General features: G+C 39.9%; 16 protein-coding genes. 5 read left to right on the forward strand and 11 right to left on the reverse strand.

What is annotated here, in order from left to right; genetic code table 11:
- Positions 1-297 precede the first annotated feature (297 nt).
- From QM810_RS05725 to QM810_RS05745, 5 genes are all read left to right on the forward strand, one after another.
- Positions 298-1,566 (forward strand): extracellular solute-binding protein, encoded by a 1,269-nt coding sequence (locus QM810_RS05725; RefSeq protein ID WP_414254144.1) that lies wholly within the window; start codon positions 298-300, stop codon positions 1,564-1,566.
- A gap of 123 nt (positions 1,567-1,689) precedes the next feature.
- Positions 1,690-2,979, forward strand: coding sequence for an ABC transporter permease subunit (locus QM810_RS05730; RefSeq protein WP_414254145.1), 1,290 nt, complete (start codon positions 1,690-1,692; stop codon positions 2,977-2,979).
- Between the two features lies 1 nt (position 2,980).
- Positions 2,981-3,823: a sugar ABC transporter permease gene (locus QM810_RS05735; protein ID WP_006149616.1), complete on the forward strand. Its 843-nt coding sequence runs from the start codon at positions 2,981-2,983 to the stop codon at positions 3,821-3,823.
- Positions 3,824-4,027: 204 nt separating this feature from the next.
- Positions 4,028-4,828 (forward strand): DUF1189 domain-containing protein, encoded by an 801-nt coding sequence (locus QM810_RS05740; RefSeq protein WP_414254146.1) that lies wholly within the window; start codon positions 4,028-4,030, stop codon positions 4,826-4,828.
- A 9-nt stretch (positions 4,829-4,837) separates the two neighbouring features.
- Positions 4,838-5,824, forward strand: a complete 987-nt coding sequence (locus QM810_RS05745; protein WP_178894440.1) for a LacI family DNA-binding transcriptional regulator — start codon at positions 4,838-4,840, stop codon at positions 5,822-5,824.
- Between the two features lie 54 nt (positions 5,825-5,878).
- On the opposite strand, the gene QM810_RS05750 is transcribed toward QM810_RS05745, so the two are convergent.
- From QM810_RS05750 to QM810_RS05800, 11 genes are all read right to left on the reverse strand, one after another.
- A complete protein-coding gene (locus QM810_RS05750) occupies positions 5,879-6,820 on the reverse strand; it encodes a YitT family protein (RefSeq protein WP_414254147.1) in 942 nt (313 codons plus the stop codon).
- On the reverse strand, positions 6,798-8,561 hold the full coding sequence (gene aspS, locus QM810_RS05755) for an aspartate--tRNA ligase (protein ID WP_414254148.1): 1,764 nt from the start codon (positions 8,559-8,561) through the stop codon (positions 6,798-6,800). Before aspS ends, QM810_RS05750 begins: the two co-directional genes overlap by 23 nt.
- A gap of 149 nt (positions 8,562-8,710) precedes the next feature.
- Positions 8,711-8,926, reverse strand: coding sequence for a hypothetical protein (locus tag QM810_RS05760; RefSeq protein WP_414254149.1), 216 nt, complete (start codon positions 8,924-8,926; stop codon positions 8,711-8,713).
- An 18-nt stretch (positions 8,927-8,944) separates the two neighbouring features.
- On the reverse strand, positions 8,945-9,586 hold the full coding sequence (locus tag QM810_RS05765; RefSeq protein ID WP_414254150.1) for a lysostaphin resistance A-like protein: 642 nt from the start codon (positions 9,584-9,586) through the stop codon (positions 8,945-8,947).
- A 9-nt stretch (positions 9,587-9,595) separates the two neighbouring features.
- Positions 9,596-10,297, reverse strand: a complete 702-nt coding sequence (locus QM810_RS05770) for a DUF3169 family protein (protein ID WP_414254151.1) — start codon at positions 10,295-10,297, stop codon at positions 9,596-9,598.
- 14 nt (positions 10,298-10,311) lie between these two features.
- Entirely contained in the window at positions 10,312-10,662 is a 351-nt protein-coding gene (locus QM810_RS05775; RefSeq protein WP_414254152.1) for a PspC domain-containing protein, read from the reverse strand.
- A complete protein-coding gene (locus QM810_RS05780; protein WP_414254153.1) occupies positions 10,659-10,862 on the reverse strand; it encodes a hypothetical protein in 204 nt (67 codons plus the stop codon). The genes QM810_RS05775 and QM810_RS05780 overlap by 4 nt, the downstream gene beginning before the upstream one ends.
- Positions 10,862-11,065, reverse strand: coding sequence for a helix-turn-helix transcriptional regulator (locus QM810_RS05785; RefSeq protein WP_000916944.1), 204 nt, complete (start codon positions 11,063-11,065; stop codon positions 10,862-10,864). Before QM810_RS05785 ends, QM810_RS05780 begins: the two co-directional genes overlap by 1 nt.
- Before the next feature lie 162 nt (positions 11,066-11,227).
- Entirely contained in the window at positions 11,228-14,191 is a 2,964-nt protein-coding gene (gene pgfM1 / locus QM810_RS05790) for a glycosyltransferase PgfM1 (RefSeq protein ID WP_414254154.1), read from the reverse strand.
- A gap of 22 nt (positions 14,192-14,213) precedes the next feature.
- Positions 14,214-15,173, reverse strand: coding sequence for a glycosyltransferase PgfS (gene pgfS, locus QM810_RS05795; protein WP_414254155.1), 960 nt, complete (start codon positions 15,171-15,173; stop codon positions 14,214-14,216).
- A gap of 76 nt (positions 15,174-15,249) precedes the next feature.
- Entirely contained in the window at positions 15,250-16,938 is a 1,689-nt protein-coding gene (locus QM810_RS05800; protein WP_414254156.1) for an Ig-like domain-containing protein, read from the reverse strand.
- Between the last annotated feature and the right edge of the window lie 49 nt (positions 16,939-16,987).

The raw sequence follows: 16,987 nt of genomic DNA on the forward strand, positions 1-16,987 counted from the left end.
TTATTTATATTATTAAAAATAAAATTTACTATATCCTATTTTCTTAACTTGATAATTTTTTCAAAAAAATTGCGCAATCGTTTCCATTTGTCCATTTCCGAACATTTTTTTCTTAATTATTTACTTTTTCTTCCTATTATATCGACAGTTTTCGGTTTCTCTTAATTTTAAGCTTTTTAAAATTTTTTCAAAAAAACGCTTGCAACCGTTTTCTGTTTGTGCTATACTAGGGTCATAAGGGAAAACGTTTGCGTTTCCTCGAAATTAAAATTTGTTATTCTTTAGGAGGAATACACTATGTCAACTAAATTCATGAAGAGCGCAGCTGTACTTGGTACTGCTACTCTTGCTAGCTTGCTTTTGGTAGCTTGCGGAAGTAAAACTGCAGATAAAGCTGCTGATTCATCTGCATCAGGAAGTCAAGAAATCACTTTCTACGTTGAAGATCAATATAAAGCCTTCGCTGAATCAGCTGCAAAAGCTTACGAAAAAGAATCTGGTGTAAAAGTTACTATTAAAACTGGTGACCAATTAGGTGGACTTGACAATCTTTCACTTGATAACCAATCAGGTAAAGCTGCTGATGTCATGATGGCGCCATACGACCGTGTAGGTAGCCTTGGTACTGACGGACAACTTTCAGAAGTTACTTTGAGCGATGGTGCTAAAACTGACGACACTACTAAATCTCTTGTAACTGTTGGTGGAAAAGTTTACGGTGCTCCAGCTGTTATCGAGTCACTTGTTATGTACTACAACAAAGACTTGATTAAAGAAGCTCCAAAAACATTTGCTGACTTAGAAAACCTTGCTAAAGATAGCAAATACGCTTTTGCTGGTGAAGAAGGAAAAACAACCGCTTTCCTAGCTGACTGGACTAACTTCTACTACGCATACGGACTTCTTGCAGGTAACGGTGCTTACGTATTTGGTGACAACGGTAAAAATCCTAAAGATATCGGTCTTGCTAATGATGGTGCTATCGCAGGTATTGAATACGCTAAAACTTGGTACGAAAAATGGCCTAAAGGTATGCAAGATACTGAAGGTGCTGGAAACTTGATCCAAACTCAATTCCAAGAAGGTAAAACAGCTGCAATCATCGACGGTCCTTGGAAAGCTCAAGCATTCAAAGACGCTAAAGTAAACTACGGTGTTGCAACTATCCCAACTCTTCCAAACGGCAAAAACTACGCAGCCTTTGGTGGTGGTAAAGCTTGGATTATCCCATCAAGCACTAAGAACCTTGAAGGGGCTCAAAAATTTGTAGACTTCCTTGTTTCAACTGAACAACAAAAAGCATTCTACGATGCAACTAACGAAATCCCAGCTAATACTGAAGCTCGCGCTTACGCTGAAGGTAAAAACGATGAGTTGACTACAGCTGTTATCAAACAGTTCCAAAACGCTCAACCAATGCCAAACATCTCTCAAATGTCAACAGTTTGGGACCCAGCTAAAACAATGCTCTTTGACGCTGTAAGCGGTAAGAAAGATGCTAAAACAGCTGCTAATGATGCTGTAACATTGATCAAAGAAACAATCCAACAAAAATTTGGTAACTAATTGATTGATTCAAGGGAGATAATTTAAACATCTCCCTTGATTTTTAGATACACTGACAATGTTTTCAGTAGTATTACTGATTAGCATCGAGCTCAATGCTCGTATCTTATGAAAGGAGTACTCATGGAACAACAACCAAAAAAAGCAGCCTTGCTTTCATTGATTCCTGGGTTGGGACAAATCTACAACAAACAAAAAGCTAAAGGTTTTATCTTCCTTGCTGTAACAGTGGCTTTTGTCCTCTATTTTATAGTACTTGCAGCACCAGAATTGAGCAACTTGATCACGCTCGGTGAAAAACCTGGCCGTGACAACTCTCTTTTCATGTTGATTCGTGGTGCATTCCACTCTATTTTTGTAATTGTTTATCTAGCATTCTATATTTTCAATATTAAAGACGCTCACACTATTGCAAAACGTATTAATAATGGCATTCCTGTCCCATTGACATTGAAGGATATGATTAAAGGAATCTATGAAAATGGGTTCCCATACTTACTCATCATCCCATCTTATGTTGCCATGACATTTGCGATCATCTTCCCAGTTATTGTAACCTTGATGATTGCCTTTACCAACTATGATTTCCAACATTTACCACCAAATAAATTGTTGGATTGGGTTGGATTGACTAATTTCACAAACATCTGGAGCTTGAGTACCTTCCGTTCAGCCTTCGGTGCTGTCCTTTCTTGGACTATTATCTGGGCTTTATCTGCATCTACTTTGCAAATCGTACTCGGTATCTTTACAGCTATTATTGCTAACCAACCATTCATCAAAGGAAAACGTATCTTTGGTGTTATCTTCCTTCTCCCTTGGGCTGTTCCAGCCTTCATCACTATCTTGACATTCTCAAACATGTTCAACGATAGTGTCGGAGCTATCAATACTCAAGTTATCCCTCTCTTTGCTAAGGTTCTTCCTTTCCTAGATGGAGCACTTATCCCTTGGAAGACAAACCCAACTTGGACTAAGGTTGCCTTGATTATGATGCAAGGTTGGCTTGGATTCCCTTATATCTATGTCTTGACTCTCGGTATCCTACAGTCTATTCCAAACGACTTGTACGAAGCAGCTTATATCGATGGTGCAAACGCTTGGCAAAAATTCCGCAACATTACTTTCCCAATGATTTTGGCTGTTGCGGCACCTACTTTGATCAGCCAATACACCTTCAACTTTAACAACTTCTCTATCATGTACCTCTTCAATGGTGGTGGTCCTGGTAGTGTCGGTGGTGGAGCTGGTTCAACCGATATCTTGATCTCATGGATCTACCGTTTGACAACTGGTACAGCTCCTCAATACTCTATGGCAGCTGCCGTTACCTTGATTATTTCAATCATTGTCATCTCTATTTCTATGATTGCATTCAAGAAACTACACGCATTTGATATGGAGGACGTCTAAGATGAATAACTCAATCAAACTCAAACGTAGACTGACTCAAACCCTCACTTACCTCTACTTGATTGGACTTTCAATCGTTATTATCTATCCTCTTTTAATCACGATTATGTCAGCCTTTAAGGCCGGTAACGTTGTGGCCTTCAAGCTCGACAGCAATGTTAATTTCAGTCTTGATAACTTCAAAGGGCTCTTTACAGAAACCTTGTACGGCACATGGTACCTCAACACTTTGATCATCGCTTTGATCACTATGGTTGTTCAGACAAGTATTATCGTACTTGCTGGTTATGCCTATAGCCGTTACAACTTCTTGGCTCGTAAACAAAGTTTGGTCTTCTTCTTGATTATCCAAATGGTGCCAACAATGGCCGCTTTGACTGCCTTCTTTGTTATGGCCCTCATGTTGAACGCCCTTAACCATAGCTGGTTCCTCATCTTCCTCTACGTCGGTGGTGGTATCCCTATGAATGCTTGGTTGATGAAAGGTTACTTTGATACCGTGCCAATGTCTCTTGATGAGTCTGCAAAACTAGATGGTGCAGGACACTTCCGCCGCTTCTGGCAAATCGTTCTCCCTCTTGTTCGCCCAATGGTTGCTGTACAAGCACTCTGGGCCTTCATGGGACCTTTCGGAGACTATATCCTCTCTAGTTTCTTGCTTCGTGAAAAAGAATACTTTACAGTTGCCGTTGGTCTACAAACCTTCGTCAGCAATGCGAAGAACTTGAAGATCGCCTACTTCTCAGCAGGTGCTATCCTCATCGCTCTTCCAATCTGTACACTTTTCTTCTTCTTGCAAAAGAACTTCGTTTCAGGACTTACAAGCGGTGGCGACAAGGGGTAATATACCCTCGCCACCCTTTTTCATTTTTGAACTTGTACATCGATTGTCTGGTGAGAAACATGAGCTTGCTGAGATTTCCTTGTTAGTTAATGGATGAATCATAACAAACATTCACTTTTACCAAGGATTCTACTATCCCCGCTTGAAATAAAAAACATTTCTCTATATAATACTCGTATAGAAAATGCCTATAGAAAGAGATTTATGTTACCATATCCGTTTTCTTATTTTAATAGTATTTGGGGATTTCGTAAGCCCCTCTCTCATCGTTTTGGTCTAAACTGGTTTCAACTGATTTTTACCAGTATTTTCTTGATTAGCTTATCCATGGTGCCTATTGCTATCCAGAACAGTTCTCAGGAAACCTATCCTTTAGAGACGTTCATCGATGATGTCTATGCTCCATTGACGGACGAAGTCGTTCAGGATCTAGCTAAGAATGCTCAGATTGTAGATGGTAAACTAAGCTATACGGGTTCAACTCCTCATCAAGCTTCTGTTCAAATTGGAGATACTTCTAGTTCAAGTTTCCCTGAGGAATTGCTCCTTAGCTTTGAACCCGAGAATCTCGTCATCAGTAAGCAAGGAAAAGAACTAACCAGCATTCGCTATCACGCTATCACGACTGAAAGTTTTCAAAACAAGGAGAGCTTGACTCAGGCCATTTCTAAAGACTGGTATCAACAGAACCGTGTCTATATCAGCCTCTTCCTGGTCTTAGGTGCTAGTTTCCTCTTTGGACTTAATTTTTTCATTGTAGCTTTAGGTGCGAGCCTTTTGCTCTACTTCACGAAAAAATCTCGTCTCTTCTCATTTAAGACCTATAAAGAGTGCTATCATTTTATTTTGAACTGTTTAGGATTACCAACTTTAATTACCCTGATTCTAGGTCTTTTGGGACAGAATATGGCAACTTTGATTACTGTTCAAAACATTTTATTTGTTCTATACCTGGTCACTATCTTTTATAAGACTCATTATCGTGATCCAGACTACCAAAAGTAGGAGATTATTATGCCTGTTACGATTAAAGACGTGGCCAAGGCTGCAGGAGTTTCACCTTCAACCGTAACCCGTGTTATTCAAAACAAATCAACGATTAGTGACGAAACCAAAAAACGAGTTCGAAAAGCAATGAAAGAACTCAATTATCATCCTAATCTAAATGCTCGAAGTCTCGTTAGCAGTTATACGCAAGTCATTGGCTTGGTTCTTCCGGATGACTCAGACGTTTTCTACCAAAACCCTTTCTTCCCTTCTGTTCTTAGAGGGATTGCACAGGTTGCCTCGGAAAATCACTATGCCATTCAGATTGCGACTGGTAAGGATGAGAAAGAGCGTTTAAACGCCATTTCACAAATGGTCTATGGAAAACGTGTAGATGGGCTTATCTTCTTGTATGCTCAAGAAAATGATCCCTTGGTGCAATTAGTTGTCGATGAGCAATTTCCCTTCCTCATTCTTGGAAAATCACTTTCTCCTTTCATTCCGCTTGTTGATAATGATAACATCCAAGCCGGATTTGATGCGACCGAATATTTCATCAAAAAAGGATGCAGTCGAATTGCCTTTATCGGTGGTACCAAGAAGCTCTTCGTTACCCAGGACCGTCTGACAGGTTACGAGCAAGCACTTCAAGAACACGATCTACCTCTTGATAGTCAACGTACCTTCTTTGCAGACGAGTTTCTAGAAGAAAAGGGCTATAACTTTAGTAAACAACTCTTTAAACACGACCCTCAGACCGATGCTATTATTACAACAGATAGCCTCTTAGCTGAAGGTGTCTGTAACTACCTCAACGAACACCAGCTTGATGTTCCTGTTCTAAGCTTTGATTCGGTGAATCCAAGATTGAATCTAGCTGCCTATGTTGATATCAATAGCCTTGCTCTTGGCCGAACTTCATTTGAAACCATTCTGCAAATCATTAATGATGTCAAAGAGAATCGTCAAATCTGCTATCGTCAGGTGATTGCACACGAAATCGTTGAAAAATAAAAAACCAACTCTCTATTTTGAGTTGGTTTTTTTGTATTCTATTTACCTGAACAACTAGTTTTCAACTTCGACAAATCGTCCAAGAATATGAACATTCTCCGAGACCGATACAAAGGCTGTTGGATCCACTTGCTTCATGATTAGTTTAAAATCATTAAACTCTGCACGAGTGATAACTGTAATCAAAACCGCCTTACGCTCGTGGTTATAAGTCCCTTCAGCATCGTGAATCATGGTCGCTCCACGGTGCAATTTATTGTGAATTTTTTCAATGACTGCATCAGGATTGCTAGTGACGATCATGGCCTGCATACGTTTCTGTTTGGTGAAAACTGCATCTGTCACACGACTTGAGACAAAGATGGTAATCATAGAATAAAGAGCGTATTTCCAACCAAAGGTCAAGCCAGCAATCAGCATGATTGTCCCGTTCACTAGGAAGGAGATACTTCCGACGTTACGCCCCGTCTTCTTACGAATGGTAAGACTGACAATATCCGTTCCACCACTGGAAATATTATGGCGTAAAGCAAAGCCGATACCAAGTCCCATGACTACCCCACCAAAGAGAGCATTGATGATGGGATCCTCTGTCAAGACCACCACTGGCACAAATTGGATAAAGAGCGAGCTCATGGATACCGTGATAAAGGTAAATATCGTGAACTTATGCCCAATTTGGCGCCAAGCTAAAATCATGAGTGGTATATTGATACAATAGAAAGCTACAGAAATTGGAATATGGAAATTAAACCAGTAGTTACTAAGGCTTGAGATAATCTGAGCTAAACCTGTTGCTCCACTTGAATAAACGTGTCCTGGCTGGAAGAAGAAATTGACGGCTACTGCTGATAGAAAACCATATACCAGAGAAGCTGAAATTTTTTCATCGTATTTTTCTCGGGAGATACTTTGCAAAACACGTAAAATCTTCACCCGATAAGCAAAGCGGCGCAGATAATGGTACCACTTTTTAGTTAGTTTCGTTTGTTTCATCTTGTTCTACTTGTAGATTGAGTTCCTCTAATTGTTTAAGAGCTACTGTTGATGGTGCTTGCGTCATTGGGTCAGTTGCCTTGTTGTTCTTAGGAAAGGCAATCACTTCACGGATGTTTTCTTCTCCTGCTAAGAGCATAACAAAACGGTCAAGCCCGATAGCTAAGCCACCGTGTGGTGGGAATCCATAGTCCATAGCTTCCAAAAGGAAACCAAACTGGTCATTTGCTTCCTCCGCTGAGAAACCAAGAGCTTTGAACATACGTTCTTGGAGTTCTTTTTGATTGATACGAAGGCTACCACCACCAAGTTCATAACCATTCAAGACGATATCATAGGCAATGGCACGAACCTTGGCCAAATCTCCTTCAAGTTCATGAGCAGTTTCTGCTTGAGGAAGGGTGAATGGATGATGGGCACTCATGTAACGATCTTCTTCTTCTGACCATTCAAACATTGGCCAGTCAACCACCCAGAGGAAGTTGAATTTATCATTATCGATCAAGCCTAGTTCCTTGGCAATACGTCCACGAAGGGCACCAAGTGTTGCATTGGCTACTTCAAGCGTATCTGCTACAAAGAGAACCAAGTCCTTATCTTCAAGACTAAGTGCTCTTGTCAAATCTTCCTGAATACCAGTCAAGAATTTAGCAACTGGACCGTTTAATTCACCGTCAACAACCTTGACCCAAGCAAGACCTTTAGCCCCATACTGCTTGGCTACTTCTGTCATCTTGTCGATGTCTTTACGTGAGTAGTTATCTGCTGCACCTTTGACGACAATGGCTTTGACGGCAGGTGCTTCTGAGAAGACTTTGAAATCAACACCCTTGACAAGATCTGTCAAGTCTTGAAGCAACATCTCAAAACGAGTGTCAGGTTTGTCAGAACCATAAAGAGCCATGGCATCATCGTACTTCATACGAGGGAATGGCAGTGTCACTTCGATGCCTTTTGTTTCCTTCATCACGCGCGCAATCAAACCTTCTGTGATGTCTTGAATTTCTTGTTCAGTAAGGAAAGAAGTTTCCAAGTCGACCTGAGTAAACTCTGGTTGGCGGTCTCCACGCAAGTCTTCATCACGGAAACATTTGACGATTTGGTAGTAACGGTCAAATCCAGCATTCATCAACAACTGTTTTGTAATCTGCGGACTTTGAGGAAGAGCATAGAAATGCCCTTTATTGACACGAGATGGCACCAAATAGTCACGCGCCCCTTCTGGTGTTGACTTAGAAAGGAATGGTGTTTCTACGTCGATAAATTCCAACTCATCCAAGTAGTTACGGATCGAATGCGTTACTTTGGCACGAAGTTTAAGATTTTCCAACATTTCTGGGCGACGAAGGTCAAGGTAACGGTAACGTAGACGTGTATCATCGTTCGCTTCAATGCCATCCTTAATTTCAAATGGTGTTGTTTTGGCTGTGTTAAGCACAGTAAGAGCTGTTACATTCAGTTCAACTGCTCCAGTCGCCAACTTATCATTGGCTTGCTCACGTGCAGCAACCTGACCAGTCACCTCGATGACAAATTCACTACGAAGGCTTTCAGCTGTTGCCATCACCTCTGCTGATACTTTTTCAGGGTTGATGACCAACTGCATGATTCCTTCACGGTCACGAAGGTCGATAAAGATCAAACCACCTAAGTCACGACGACGGGCAACCCAGCCTTTCAAGGTAATTTCTTGTCCGATGTGCTCCTCACGAACACGACCAGCATACATACTACGTTTCATGTTTTCTCTCCTCTTTTATTCTGTTACTATTTTACCATAAAAGCACAGGCTCTTCATGAAAATCATCAGAAAAGTTGAGAAGAATCCTGCTATAAATGAAAAAAATCCAGCAAAGTTATTCGCTGGATCTTATTTTACTCGGTATTTCTTTATTTTTTACGCTTTTCCGCAATCTCTGTAGCCTTTTTAGGGAGAACAATCTCCGTTGCATAAGCCGTCGCAAATCTCATAATCCCTGCGATTGGTGCGAAGATAACTGCTAGATAGTTATAAAAGAAATCCCCTTTTAAAGCATAGGCAAGCACTCCAATGATAAAGAAGAGAACGACTGCCTGAATCACTGCTAATAATATCACTCGTTTCATGACTTCCTCCTGAGTCTATTATAGCATGACTATCATTAAAAATGCGATTAAATTATTCAAAGCATGTAGGGCTATACTATAAGCTAGACCACCTTTGTTAATATAAGCCAATCCCAAGCTAAAGCCAAGTGAAGCATAAACTAGGAATTGTTGTGGGGTGCCAGGGAAATGAACGAGAGCAAAAATGATACTACTTACAAGAAGAAAGAGAACTGTTTGCTTGATGTTATCCTGTTGAGGGAAGACATAGCGAGCTAGCATACCTCTAAAGGTTAATTCTTCTGTCAGGGGTGCAAAGACAACTACCATAAAGAAAGAAAAGAGAGGTTGATTATGAGTCAATTCTTCTACCAACTGTTGATTGACTGACTGATCATTTGGCAAAAAGAATTGAGCAACAATGACAAGGGCCAATACTAAGGCAGGTAACCAGATGTATTTGTTAAGGGCTGTTTTTTCAATCGTAACAGTTCCTGTCTTATACCACTTGTAGGTAACGAAGGTGAAGATTCCTGCTAATAAGACATAAACAGGGACAAAAACGTAGTCAGGTGCTCCCAACTTCATCGCTGCCACACCTACACCCTGAATGAAAGTATAAATCATAATAAATGATAAGAAAGCAAGGCTATACCAACCAATATTTTTAAGTGTTTTCATAAGATTCTCCTATTTAAAATAACGTTTTGTTTTTCGCAACTGTGCAACATTCGTGTACAAATGGATGACAACTGCTACGAGTAGAGCAACCAACTGTACTTGTCCTAATACTACAGATAGTACTACTAAGACAACATAGATGCCAGGAATGAGGATTTGATTGACCTTGAACAAGATCAAGTAAGCTTCTTCCATCTCAGCCTGTTTTTCTCCCTCATCATAAGTATCGAGGTATTCTAAAACTTCCTTAGGGGTTGCCATAATAGACAGTTTGTAGTTACGGACCTTGCTAGTGATTTTGAGGCAGTAAGCACCCGACCAGATACCTACAACTATCAAAAGTAAGGATGCTGCTGATGCGCCTAAACCTCCCAAATCTAAAAGTAAGCAGGCTAGCATACTAATTTGGCAAACATTCCAAGCTACCGTACCATAATCCAAGAAACGATACATAGCAAGATAGTCTTGTTCGTTTTCTTCGTCCTCTTCTTCTCTTTGGTAGCTCTTATAAGCCTGATGACTTTTTCTAATGAAATAAAAAGTTAGAATCGTCGTAATCAGCCCTAGACCAAGAAAGAGTGATTCCAAGGCAACGACTACTTGCTCTTGACTGATACCTAAAGGATTAACACCAAGGAATCCAGCAAATATTCCTAATAAAATTCCTGCAATAACAATCTTCAGTGCAAAAATGACATGTTTCTTTTCCATCTTTTAACCTCTTTCTAAAACAAGCCAGACAACCATTGACCAAAAGCTTTACCTGATTCAAAAATAGCAGTCAAGCCTTCTGTTCCAAGTGACACCAAAATCAAACAAACAGCAAATAAGAGAATAGCTTGCTTTCTTGCTTTTTTCGCTCCATCTCCCAAGGGTTCATTCCCAAGCCAACCTGCTAGATAAGCATAGAGAGTTACTGTTATAATCCCATTTTCCGTCGAAGAGAGGAACAAGAAGACTGTAACCAAACGAACGATATTGGCTTGAATGTTAAAATAATTTCCTAAACCTGCACAAACACCTGCAAGTGCTTTGTTCTCAGTATCTACTTGAAAACCTGCTAAAAATTCTTTCATAACTTTTCTCCTTTTACGAGCTCTTTAAACTTAATCTTTCTCTCTACCCATCTAAAGACTAATAGTAGCACTATATTATTCCAGAAGAGGTACTTGCCTTCCACGATCGTAAACCAACCAAATAGGCTTCCAATCATAGCTAAAAGATTCACGATAAACACAACGATACATAGATAATAAATCATTTTATACTTGTTCATCACTCATCCTCCTCTAAGCGAAAGACCGACTCGACTGGTTCATGGAAAATTTGAGCAATCTTCAGGGCGATGACGATGGATGGAGTGTACTCATCCCGTTCTAGCAAACTGATGGTTTGCCTGGACACGCCAGCTAGTTTGGCCAGCTCGGTTTGATTCAGGCCATCGCGAGCCCGAAGCTCTTTTAGACGATTTTTTAGCATGTCTTTTTTCTCCTTTGTTCTTAACTTGATTTCATTGTAACATATCTTTTTATTTTTGACAAGCATATTTGTCAAAAAGTTTAAGATTTTTGTCATTTTGCAAAATAAAAAGGTCAGAAATGGTATCCTGACCGTATTTTTTTATAGTTGATAAAAGATTGCTTAGTCAGCTGATGGAGCGTCTTGACTTTCTTTCAGCTGGTTTTTATCATCCTTTTTGTAATCTCTTCTGACAATATAAAGCGTTGTTAGACTGATGAGAGTCAATACAGCACCTGTAACCCTTCCTTTTTGTGAGAAGACAAATTCTACTTTGTGTTGTCCAGAAGTAATCGGGAATGAAATAAAGCTGTTCCATGCTTTTGTCACAGGTACATCCTTACCATCTACTTTCACCTTCCAACCCTCGCTATAAGGGATAGAAGTCATCATATATTTACTGTCGTCAGTAATATTCACTGAACCGACGATATGAGTATTCGAGAATTTCTCAACTTGTAGACCTTGTGCCTTCCTTTTTTCTAAAGCACTTTGAATTTGACTGATTTCTGCTCGATAAACCCCTGCGTTTGAAAGGTCAACCTTATCTGTTTTAAAGCGGAACTCCAGTACAGATTCTTGATTCTCCGCATTATCTGCAATTTGCCAGAGTTGACGTTGCGTATTTCTCTTAGAATGAGTAAACCACTTGCCGTTCAGAAGGACGGAATAATCTTTCTCTGTATTTAGACCTGCAGGTACGAAGAAGTAATAAGTCAAGTCTGTTCGCGGAGTAATTCGGTAGCGAACCACTGCATCCTTAGAAGAGTCCACCCGCTTGTAAACTGCAGTTCCTTTTTCTTTGTCGACATTTTCCTCAGTAAGATTTTCTGTTTCAACATCTCCGTAGGCTAGGGGTTTGAAGTAGTCGAGATAATTCTCTTCGCCTTTTTTCACACCTTCCATAGAGTTGAGAATGATATTTTGATTTTGAATAGCGTTGTTTTTACCGAAGTTGATATTTCTTACTAAATCATTTGTTCCATAGGCTAATGGGAAAGAATTTGGGTTTTCGTACACAATATAACGCTCATCTTCATATACCTTACGCGTGAAATAACGTTGCATATCAAAACGACTTGCAAAACGAGTGAAATACATTCTCTCAGGATGAGCTTCTTTCTCTGTAGGATCCAGATCCTTGACATCCATATAGTAACGAACACCGTATAGGGCATCTGTTAAGAGGGTCCCATTTTCATACTCTGTCGCCGCATTAATCCCTTGATCACCCATGTAGGCGAATTGATCCATGGTCGTACGCTCTAAGCTAGAACTAAAGGTACTTAAACCTGGGTAGGAAACAAGCGATGGCACTGTTTTTGAATAGGCAAAGGTGGAGGCGATTCGATAGAATGGTTGGTCTGCTTGTTTCTGAACATCATCTGTCACTTGTTTTACAGATACCGTTGCATCTACAAACTTATCTACGTCCGCATACCCAAAGGTTACTTGAGATAGATAAGCGTTGTAACCCAACTCAAAGATTGTTAAGGTAGATAAGGCAAGAATGGCTAATCTTGTCATTCTTGAGTGCAGTAAGAAGATAACCGCCAAGTAGACCAGCAAGGTTAATACAACCTGAGATAAGAGATAACCTGTTTGAAGAAGAATGCCTAAAAGAAGGACGACAGCCCCAGCTATCAATAGCACCATTTTTTTCACTTGAGGTGCTTTAAGTGAACGACTCCAATAGAGATAAGAGCATGCTACAGTGATAGCTATCAGTAAAATCCAAAATACAATAACATTCTTTGTTAGAAATTGAGTCAATGCTTCTGGCTGTGTTTTTGGAAGATAGGTGAATTTCTTTGTATAGAGATAAATTGCTGATAAAACTAGTAACACAGCTGAAAGCAACTTCCCTCTGCGAGAAATTTCTACTTGTCCCTTAACTACCTGATAGGCTAAAACGAGCATAAAGAACGAGAATAACCATGAGAAACGGAAGAAGAATCCAGCTGGATTTTGTCCCATATGCCAGATTTTACTTACAAACTCATTGACAAAGGAAAGGAAGAAGACGAAGGTGACTGCTCCTGCAGCCCAACGTTTTTCCTTAGCTATCTGCTTTGATGTAAAGTAGAGGATAAAACCTAGAAATCCTAAAGCACCGATATAGATATTTGGGAGGTTAGGTCCAGTCGACCAGCCTGAGGCAGTATCAAAACCACCGATAGCCAGTTTAGACAGAATATCCACAGGATTGATCTGAAAGGCCAAGGAGAATTTCATGGCATCTCCAACTTGCCCCTTACTCTCAAGGAGATTATAGAAAACTGGCACAATCAATACCGATGCCGTAGCAACCCCAATGACAGAGAAAGCAAATGTTTTTACCAGAGGATTCAAGAAGTGTTTCAACTTCTGTTTCAGAGTTCCCTGGATAGAGAGACGCGGTGAAACATAATAACAAGAGTATAGGACGATAAAAATCGAAATCATATACCCCATATAGAACTGCAGAAAGACTGTTAGTCCTAAAATAAAGGCATAACGATAGGGTCTTCCTCCATCCAAGATCTCTTCCAGATAAACGATAACGAGCGGTAGCATAATCATGGCATCATAGAAAATGACGTTCATCTGGTAAGAAACGAGCATGCCTGAAAGAGCATAGGCTGTTGCAAATAAAGGCACCAACCACACACGTGATTCTGCACCTTTATAGCGCTTAATCAGGAAATGAGAGAAAGAAAGTCCGATTGCGCCGTATCTGAGCCAAATGGTCAGAAAGACTGCCAAACCATAATGTTTGAAGGGAACAATAATATAAAAAATATTAAAGGGACTCATCAAGTAATAGCCTAAAACCCCTATCATATCTCCACCGAGAGATTTGGTAAAGGAATAAGTCAGACTACTCAAATCGCCTGTAAGTACAGCATTTTTAAGCAAGCCAAAAAAGCTGATATACTGCTGACCAAAGTCAACTGCCATCAGACTTTTATTCCCAAAAGGATAGCTACCCATGAAAAACCAAACAACCAGCATAATGGTCATCGGTAGTAAGGCACTCATCGTATAAAGCAAGGCTTTAGGGTGTTTCCCTTTCAATTCTTGCCAACGCATTAACCACTTATCCATGTTTGTTTTCTCCTATACCATTTTAACCAATCTTATCTTTTTCAGCTTGGTCAATATTACTTTTTGCGACGATAAAGTGAGGACGTTGCTTCACCTCGTAATAAATCTTTCCGATATATTCTCCAAGCACACCGATGAAGATCAGCTGAACACTGCTAAACAAGATGATAGCTGCTATTGTAGTGAAATAGCCACTCGTATAGTCGGAAGAAAAGATAAATTTACAAAATTCATAAACAATGTAGAGAAGAGACAGAGCCATACTGACAAATCCAAATTGGATACAAATTCTAAGCGGTCGGTCATTAAATGAGATAATCCCCTGGAAAGCATAGTTCATAGACTTCTTAAAGCCAAATTTACTTTTTCCTGCCTTACGAACTTCATTTTGATAAGGAATAACCTTCTCTTTAAAACCGATCCACTCATAAAGCCCTTTGTTAAATCGATTGTACTCCGGCAGTGAAACAAATACATCCACAGCTCTCTTACTGAGGAGACGTAACTCGGATTTTCCATCTGTCAATTTAACATCCATGGAGTGATTCGAGAATTTATAAAAACTACGAGCAAAGAAGCTTCCTACAAATGACTCCCCTTCTCGAGTTCTCTGACCGCTGACAATGTCATATCCTTCTTTATAAGCTTCTACAAAGAGAGGGATAAGGTAGGGCGGATGTTGCAAATCACCATCCATCACCATAACTGCATCACCAGTCGCATACTTAAAACCAGCAAGAATTCCACTCTCGCGTCCAAAGTTTCTACTAAAGCTGATATACTTGACCCGTGGGTTTTCATTGGCAATAGCATCGATTAATTCTAGTGTGCTATCGCTACTGCCGTCATCCACATAGAGAATTTCGTAGTCAGATAGTTCTTCCGATAAAATCATACTCTCTAACTTCTCAGAGATGGCTTTATGTGTTTGAGCGAGAACTAATTCTTCATTTAAAAGAGTGATAAGAATTGATAGTTTCATCTAAATACTCCATAATATCTACTTTTTTAAAAAAGGGAGAGAGCCATGCTCTCCCCTATCTAAAGAAACTCAACTATTACTTATTAGAATATTTACGTTTCAATACAACTGTGCCTGATAAGATGACGATTCCTGCAAATACCAAGCCAGTTCCTACGGCTTCTCCAGTTTTAGGAAGTTTTGGTTTCTCATCTGTTGTAGTCGTTGATCCTTCTGTTGTTGAAGTGGTTGTTGGCCCTTCTGTTGATGCGGTCGTTGAAGTAGTCGCTGGTTCTTCTGTCGTTGTAGTTGTAGAAGTTGTCGCTGGACCTTCTGTCGTTGTAGTTGTAGAAGTTGTCGTTGGTTCTTCTGTCGTTGTAGTTGTAGAAGTTGTCGTTGGTTCTTCTGTCGTTGTAGTTGTAGAAGTTGTCACTGGACCTTCTGTCGTTGTAGTTGTAGAAGTTGTCGTTGGACCTTCTGTCGTTGTAGTTGTAGAAGTTGTCGCTGGACCTTCTGTCGTTGTAGTTGTAGAAATTGTCGTTGGACCTTCTGTCGTTGTAGTTGTAGAAGTTGTCGTTGGACCTTCTGTCGTTGTAGTTGTAGAAGTTGTCGTTGGACCTTCTGTCGTTGTAGTTGTAGAAGTTGTCGTTGGTTCTTCTGTCGTTGTAGTTGTAGAAGTTGTCGTTGGTTCTTCTGTCGTTGTAGTTGTAGAAGTTGTCGTTGGTTCTTCTGTCGTTGTAGTTGTAGAAGTTGTCGTTGTGGTTGTTGTGGTCGTAGTAGTCTTATCTCCACTACCCTCACCTGAACCTGTTTCTAAACGAGTCAATGCACTGACTGAACGAGATTTTTGGAAGTTACTTGCTGACCATTCCAAAACATTGGCAACTTGAGTACCTTTTGGAAGTTCTGAAGTTAATTCTGTTGTGTACTCAATGTACATTGCCCAGTTCCAGTTGTCACCAAAGTTAATGGTGAACCCTGTGATTTTACCATCCGCATTTCGAGTAAATTCAGCTTTTTTGCTAAAGTTATCAATTGGTTCCAGTTTAAGAAGTGCTGCTTCATTTGGAATCTTCTCTGGTTGCGTTGCATAACGAACTGCACGGAAAGAGCTTTCCACCAAGACTTGTCCACTATCGCTAAAGTCATCTTTAATGACCATGTTGTTCAATTTATCCTGAACAGCGTTCAAAACAACACGCCACTTGATGCGGTTAGGATTTTCTGAATCTTGGTAACCATATTTCATTTCATAGTCACCAGCTTCACCGTCTGTTTTATTGTAATTGAGGGTATATTTTTCTGTCCCGAATTGGAAAGTATAGTTACCTGATTCTGGTAAGTTGGTTACGTTTGGACGAACAGAATATTTCAAAGACATTACCTTATCCTTGTAATTCTTAGAGAAATAATCTGTAAAAGTAATCGTTACTTTTTGAGTGCTTGGATCTGTCACAGCATTCCCAATTACTTCACCACTGCTATGGGTGATTGGAAATTCTAGCTTGGTGATCAAGCCCAATTCTTTAGGAAGGTCAAGTACCAGTACATCGCCTTCCTTAATTTGTTGAGTATCAGGAAAAGAAATGGTATTGGTTGCTTCCAAAACTTTACCTGTTCCGATTTGAGTGTCAGATGTCAATGGTTGACCATCAACAGTGATTGATGTTTTATTGGTATAGTCTGTAACATCAGCTGCAAATACTGTTGTCAGTACCGTCAAAGATAACACGATTATACCCAAAAATGCAAACACGCGCATCGTGTTCTTTTTAAAATAATTCATGGTTGACTCCTCTTAATTAATCAAATATATCATAGCATTTTTTGAATTC

This window comes from Streptococcus infantis (assembly GCF_047464155.1).
Classification (GTDB): Bacteria; Bacillota; Bacilli; order Lactobacillales; family Streptococcaceae; genus Streptococcus; species Streptococcus infantis_U.